The organism is Candidatus Effluviviaceae Genus V sp. (assembly GCA_014728125.1).
Lineage (GTDB): Bacteria > Joyebacterota > Joyebacteria > Joyebacterales > Joyebacteraceae > WJMD01.
Genome location: WJMD01000062.1, coordinates 1 through 7,333, shown reverse-complemented (window position 1 = coordinate 7,333; position 7,333 = coordinate 1). Strand labels below are relative to the sequence as shown.

Here is a 7,333-nt window from a genome sequence, read left to right as displayed (position 1 = left end):
GAACTACACGCTTGTCGTCCACCGGGACGGGGAGCTGGTTCAGCGTGAGACGTTCGACGGGATCCACTCGAGCCACGCCCACTACGTCGCCTTCACGCCGACGGGCCCGGGGAGGATCCGCAGGCTCTACATCGACGTGCCGACGGGCCGGCACGTGTACGAGGTCCTGGCAGTGGGCGACGCCGTGGTCGACGCGCGCCCGTTCGAAAGGGCCGGGGACGAGCCGTCCCGCGTGACGATGGCGCCGGTCTCCTCGGGCGGCATCGAGACGTTCCTCTACCGCGACAAGGAACTCGTCTACTACCTCGCGACCGAGGAGAAGCCTGTCGTCTTCAAGGTCGTCGGACCGACGGCCGTCAAGGTGAACACGAGGCTCCTCTTCGACGAGACGATGCTCTCGGACCAGGTCTATGTCGTCGGGGTCACGAAGGACGACGGCTCCGAGAAGCTCTACAAGATCGAGACCGAGCCGTCCGAGACGGTCGTCTGCAGGGACCGCGAGCGCCACATGGTCGGTTCGCTCCGACACTTCATGCTCGAGGTCGACGACGGACCGCACACCTACACATTCCGCCTGGTCGACAGCGTCTCCGACGAGCTCGGCATCACGTTCTACATCCCGCGCGGGGACGTGACGAATGAACCGTAGGGCCTTTCCTCCCGCTCTCGTCCTCGCCGCGTTCGTGTGCGCCGCCGCCGCGCAGGCGGCTCCGCTTCTGCCGGTCGACGCCGCCGAGTCGGTCGAGATCGAAGTCGGGGGCAACCGATACGTCTACTTCCCGCTGACGGCCGGCGAACCGATGACCATCGAGGTCGAGGGTCCCTCGCTCTTCGAGGCCATCGTCCGCGGGCGCTTCACGGGTTCCACGAGCCCGTTCCCTATCGAGATCGCGGTCCTCCTCGACGGCCGGCCGCTCTGGACGACCGTTCTCCGGTCCGAGACGGGTTCGTCGGTCTACCCGGCGCATCCCGGCTGGTCCGTCGGTCGTCCAGACGACATCAAGGTAGACATCCCGGCCGGGACCCACACGGTCGAGCTCCGTCTGGTGCGTCCGGCCCGGGGGACCGTCGACGTGAACCCCGTGCGGAGAGAGCTCGACGTGCTGCCGTGGCGTCTGGCGTGGGAAGGCGGGCTGGGCACGACGTACGATTCGAACGTCTACCGCTACTCCGACGAGGACCGCGAGGAATACCTCGACGGCCTGAGGGTCGACCGTTACCCGATGGACGCGCTCGACGACCTGCGTCTCGAGACGGACGCGGAGATCGAGCTCATCCGCGAGGAGCCGGACGAGCGCGAGACGTCGCTGAGGTTCTCGGGACGCTGGCGTCTCTACACGGTGAACGGGGACAAGAGCTTCTCGATGCTGTCGGCGCGGCTTCTCGAGACGCGGCCCGGGTTAGCGTACCTGCGCGCCGAGTACTCCGCGATCCCGAGCTACCGCATCCGGCCGCTCTGGGACGAGGACAGCGGTGAGTACCGCGGCTGCGACTACAGGAAGCACGGCGTGTCGCTCGAGCTCGGAAGCGACCGTTCGCTGCCCGTGGACGTCCGCGCCTCGTGGGGCTACGACGCCTACCGCTACGATCCGGACTTCATCGAGTACGACGCGAACGCCAGCACCTACGGTCTCAGGCTGGTCATTCGTCCGGCGGCCGGTCTCCGTATCGACCTGGGCTACGAGCTCCGGCAGTCGCTCGCGAGGGGGACGGACGAGGAGGGCGAGGTCCGCTCGCTCTCGGACGACAGCGACGCGACGTACGATCAGGACGCCTGGGAGGGCCGCGTCCGGTGGCGGGCCGGTCGGCTCGAACACGGTTCACTCATCCTGACGGGGCGGGTCCGGCACGCGCGCCGGTACTTCCTGACGTCCCACGAGCCGGACGAGGATCCCTATCACCGGGGGCGGGAGGACCGCTTCTGGACGGTCGCGGCGGGCGCCGACGTGCCGGTGGGATCCGGGCTCACGCTCGAGGGCTTTCTGGAGTACCGCTCCCGGACGTCGAACTCGGAGGTCGTCGAGTCGATCGGCGGCGTCAAGGACTACACGGACTACCGGGCCGGCATGGCCATCATAGTGGAAGGAGTACGGTTCCTTGACTGAGCGCATAAATCATGATATACTAAGGCACAATGGCCGCGCCGCATGCTTGCTCGTCGCGGCCGTCCTCGTTCTCTGTCTCGGGGCCGGCTGCGCGAGACGCGGCGACCCGGTGTCGGCCGGCGGGGACAGCGGCTTCAGCGTGCTTGCGACGCTTCCGATCGTCGGATACGCGGACGATGTGTACGTCGAGGGCGACCTCGGTCTCGTCGCGGCGGGGCAGGGAGGTCTCGTGGTCGTCGACCTGTCGGACCCGGCCTCGCCGGTCGAGCTCGGCGTCGGTTCGACGAGCTTCGACGTCACGGCGTGCTCGTATTCGCCGGGCGACAGCTTCGCGTTCGTGACCGACGGCCCGAACGGGGCGCTGGCGTTCGACCTGACCGACCCGACCGACCCGGTGCGGATGGAGACCTTCCAGAGCACGCGGGGGAGGGACGTCGCGTCGGTCGAGGTCAAGGCCGACTCGCTGCATCACGTCGTGACGGCCGACTCCGACGGCGGCCTCCGGGTGTGGGAGCTCCGCTACTACGAGTCGTTCCAGAGCTGGTTCTCGGGGGAGCTGAGCCACATCTACACCAGCGGCGACGCTCGGGGGGTGTGCCTGCACGACGGGCTGATCCTCGTCGCCATGGAACAGACCGGTCTGGCCGTCTGCGAGGCGTCCGATCTGACATCTGTCTCAATCGCGGGCACGGTGGATACGCCCGGGAACGCTCGTGCGGTCTGCGCCGACGGCGATCACGCGTTCGTCGCAGACGGACTCCGCGGATTCCACGTGGTCGACATCTCGGTCCCGTCGACGCCCGTGCTCGTGGCCTCGGTCGAGACCGGAGACTACGCGGAGGACATCGCGTACGCGGACGGCCGCGTGTACGTGGCCGACCAGGACGACGGCCTCGTGGTCTACGACGTGACGGACCCGTCCGACCCTGTGCCGGTCGGCGGGGTTCCTACGGCCCACGCCACGGGTGTTGTCGTCGCGGGCGGGACGGTCTACGTGGCCGACCGCGACTGGGGACTTGTGATCATCGAAGAGGACTAGAGACGGCTCGACAACGGGAACGGGGGCGCGGAGCGGCGCCCGGGGAGGACGAGGAGTGAGACGAACACATCGCGCGACCTTCATCCTGGCTGCGGCACTCACTGTCGCGCTCTGTGCAGGCTTCGCATCCGCGAGGGAGTGGACCCCGCTCGTCGAGACGGCGGGAGCCGACGCGCCGCCCTCCGCCCGGGTCGTCACGAGCGGACCGGACGGAACGACCATTCGGGTCGAGGTGCCCGGGTTCGCCGTCGAGCGCGGCGCCGGACGTCGGGGCGTCTCGATCGCCCTGCCCGGCACAGGTCGTCTCGACCGGGCCGGTCTGCCCGACCTCCCAGCGCTCAGCTACTATGTCGCCATCCCGCGGGCCGGGAGCGCGCGGCTCGAGATCGTCTCGGTCGAGGAGGCGGTGCTCGGCGGGTACGACGTCGCGCCCGCGGCCCCGTTCCGGACCGACGGCGAGCCGGCGCGCGAGGTTTCCCCCGGCGCAGCCTACGACCGGAACGCTCTCTATCCCGAGGCCGTCGCGGTGCTCGACGACCCGGTCGTCTTCCGCGACCTGCGTCTGGCGCGGGTCGAGGTCCGCCCGGTCCGGGCGAACCCCGTGACCGGCGAGCTTCACGTGGCAACGGACCTCACGCTCCGCGTGGTTCCCGAGGCCGGGCCGACCGTCAACGGGAAAGAGGTCGTGCGGTCGTGGCGCTCGGCGACCTTCGAGCCGTTCTACCAGGACCTCGTACTGAACTACGACGAGCTGCCCCGCGCCGAGACCCGGCGCGGTTCCTATCTCGTTATCGCGAACGACAGCTTCGCCGCGGCGTCCGAGCCGCTCGTCGAGTGGAAGACCCGGCGCGGCATCGAGACCGTGCTCGTCACGCTCTCCGACATCGACCCGACCCCGTCGGCGGCCGATATCCACGCCTACATCCAGACGGCCTATCTGACGTGGGACAACCCACCCGACTACGTGCTGCTCGTCGGCGACGCCGCGAGCGGAGGCTACGGCAACCTGCCGACGTGGTATCACGACGGCAACCCCGCCGACCATCCGTACGGCGAGCTTGAGGGAACGGACTACCTGCCGGAGGTCATCGTCGGCCGTATCCCGACCGACAGCCCGAGCGAGACGGCCGTCGCCGTCATGAAGGTCCTCGAGTACGAGCGGGACTGCGGCGCGGCCGACCAGGGCTGGTACGAGCGGGCGCTCGCCGTGGCCGGAAACTACGGCGCCTCGCCGCCGCCCGTCACGCCCCGTCTCACGACCCTCCGGGTCCGCGAGATGAAGCTCGACTACGGCTACAGCCAGGTCGACACGGTCTACTATCCGCCGGTCACCTCGCCCGACCCCATCAGCGACGTGATCAACGCCGGCGTCGGCGCTATCAACTACCGCGGCTGGGGCGGCGCGACCGGCTGGTACTATCCTGAGTTTCTCGTTGCCGACATCAACGCCCTCTCGAACGGGACGATGCTCCCGATCATGACGAGCTGCGTCTGCGGCACGGGGAACTTCGACGGCTACACCGATCCGGCCTTCGGCGAGGCGTGGATCCGCGCGGGCTCGCCGGTCGACCTCAAGGGCGGCCCGGCGTTCTACGGTCCCAGCGAGTTCTGGACCCACACGAAGTGGAACAACGCCGTCGACGGCGGCTTCTACGACGCCATGCTGCTCGACGAGGTCGACTCGTTCGGGCAGGCGACGCTCGCCAGCAAGCTCTGTCTCATCGAGAACTTCCCGCAGTACGCATCTTCCGACTCGCTCGACGAGTTCAACCAGGACGTCGACTTCTACTTCAACGTCTACAACGTCCTCGGCGACCCGGAGCTTCAGCTCCGGACGCGGACGCCGGACTCGTTCGCGGTCTCGCACGACGCGTCGGTCCCGCTCGGGCAGAACATGCTCGACGTCACGGTCACCGACGGCGCCGGAGAGCCGGTCGTCGGCGCCGAGGTCGTCGTGTGGAAGGACGGGGAGCTTCACGAGGCCCGCACGCTCCAGGGCGGAACGACCGTGCAGATGCCGCTCTCCGGCGCGACGGCGGGCGACGTCGACGTGACGGTCTGGGCCAGGGACTTCAAGCCCTACACCGGGACCGCGACCATCGCGCAGGACGACGTCCACGTCGGATGGTACGCGCACGCGATCGACGACAACGAGGCCGGGCCCAGTCACGGCAACGGCGACGGCGTCGTGAACCCCGGCGAGATCATCGAGATCGACCTGACCCTCAGGAACTACGGCACGACGACCGCGAGCGGCGTCGTCTGCCACCTCGTTCAGCCCGTCGAGGGCACGACCGACGAGGAGAGCTACGGCGACCTGCCTGCCGGCGCGACGTCGACCCGGCGTTTCGACGTGGAGATCCCCGAGTCGCTCGATGAGGGCGACGAGTACGTTCTCGGGGTCGTGGCCGAGGGCGGTCGAGCGCAGTGGAGAAGCGAGCTCAGGCTCGTGATCGGCGCGCCCGTGCTCTCGCTCTATTCGGCGACGATCGGCGGCGACGGCGTCATCGACCCGGGCGAGACCGTCACGCTGACGGTCGCGCTCTCGAACGCCGGCTCGCTCGACGCGACGTCGGTGACCGGAGCGCTCGCGGGACCTGTGAGCGGCGTCACCGTCGGCGACGGCTCGGGCACGTGGGGGACGATCACCGCCGGGTCGATGGGCTCGAACGGCGGCGACATGTTCTCCCTGACCGCGGCGCCCGACGTGGCGATCGGGCACGACGTTACGCTGACGCTCGACCTCGAGGGCGACTGGGGCCTCGGGCAGTTCGTCATGGTGCCGGTCACGGTCGGCGTCCCGACGACGAGCTCGCCCCTGGGGCCCGACGACCAAGGCTACTACGCCTACGACGATACCGACGCCGGCTACACGGAGACCCCGATCTACTCGTGGATCGAGCTGGACCCGTCGCACGGCGGCACGGGTAACGACCTGGGGCTCGGGAACGACGAGTCGGCCAACGTGACGCTGCCGTTCACGTTCACCTACTACGGCGAGGATTACACGGAACTCGGCATCTGCTCGAACGGCTGGGCCGCCCTCGGCGGCGTCCCGGAGTGGGAGTACGCCTTCTGGAACTGGACCATACCCTATCCGCTCGGACCCGACGCGATGGTCGCCCCGTTCTGGGACGACATCGACCCGGTTCAGCACGGCGGGAAGGTCCTGACGAAGGACCTGGGCGACGGCCGCTTCGTGGTCGAGTGGAGCCGCGCCGGCGTCGACTACGCCGTCATCGACCAGACCTTCCAGATCGTATTCTACGACCCGGCGGTCTACCCGACGGCTACCGGCGACGGCGAGATCCTGTTCCAGTACTACGAGATCCACAACACGCACTGGGAGAAGAACTTCTCGACCGTCGGCATCGAGAACGCCGACCAGACGGGCGGGCTTCTGTACTCGCACTGCAACGTCTACCCGGACGAGGCCGCGCCGCTCGCTGACGGACGGGCGATCCTCTTCACGACAGATCCGCCCGACGGCTACCCGTCGACCGACGTCCCGGAGAGCGACGCGCCGCGTGTCGTCACACTCAGCGGCGCCAGCCCGAACCCGTTCAACCCGGTGACCACGATCGGCTTCGGGCTTCCCGAGCACGGCGAGGTCGCCCTGGATGTCTTCGACGTCTCCGGCCGGCTCGTCAGGACACTCGTGCGCGGGGAGCGGGACGCCGGGCGTCACCGTGTCGTCTGGGACGGCACGTCCGCCGAGGGCTCCGACGTCGCCTCGGGCGTCTACTTCTGTCGCCTGTCGGCGCTCGGTGAGACCAGGCGAGCGAGGATGGTGCTTCTGAAGTAGGGAGCGGCTGCGGTGCCCTGAGACCCGCCGCCGGTCCGCCAGAAGAGAGGAAGAGGAAGCATGCGCTCACGCATCACGGTTGTTCTGCTCTCTGCCGCGCTCGCGGTCTGTTCGGCGTCCGCGTCGGCGCTCGAGGCGCGCTACCATACGTACGAGGAGGTCCGGTCGGAGCTCCTGGCGACCGTCGCCGCCTATCCGGCCATCGCGCGCATCGACACCATCGGCTACTCGACGACCGACGGCCGCGCCATCTGGGCCATGAAGCTCTCCGACAACCCGGACGTGGACGAGGACGAGCCGGTCGTGCTCTTCGACGGCGTGCACCACGCCGAGGAGGTCCTCGGGCTCGAGGTCATCATGTGGATGATCGACGAGTTGACCACG

4 protein-coding genes are annotated in these 7,333 nt (G+C 68.7%); all 4 read left to right on the top strand.

Annotation, left to right across the window (positions count from 1 at the left end; genetic code table 11):
• Positions 1-638: 638 nt before the first annotated feature.
• Positions 639-2,105 carry a hypothetical protein gene (locus tag GF405_03555; protein ID MBD3367239.1) on the top strand — a complete coding sequence of 489 codons (1,467 nt, stop codon included), beginning with the start codon at positions 639-641 and terminating at the stop codon, positions 2,103-2,105.
• Complete coding sequence (locus GF405_03550) at positions 2,098-3,144, top strand: hypothetical protein (protein ID MBD3367238.1); 1,047 nt, start codon at positions 2,098-2,100, stop codon at positions 3,142-3,144. The genes GF405_03555 and GF405_03550 overlap by 8 nt, the downstream gene beginning before the upstream one ends.
• A gap of 55 nt (positions 3,145-3,199) precedes the next feature.
• Positions 3,200-6,949, top strand: a complete 3,750-nt coding sequence (locus tag GF405_03545; protein MBD3367237.1) for a hypothetical protein — start codon at positions 3,200-3,202, stop codon at positions 6,947-6,949.
• 60 nt (positions 6,950-7,009) lie between these two features.
• The coding region (locus GF405_03540; protein MBD3367236.1) for a hypothetical protein at positions 7,010-7,333 on the top strand (324 nt) is incomplete at its 3' end.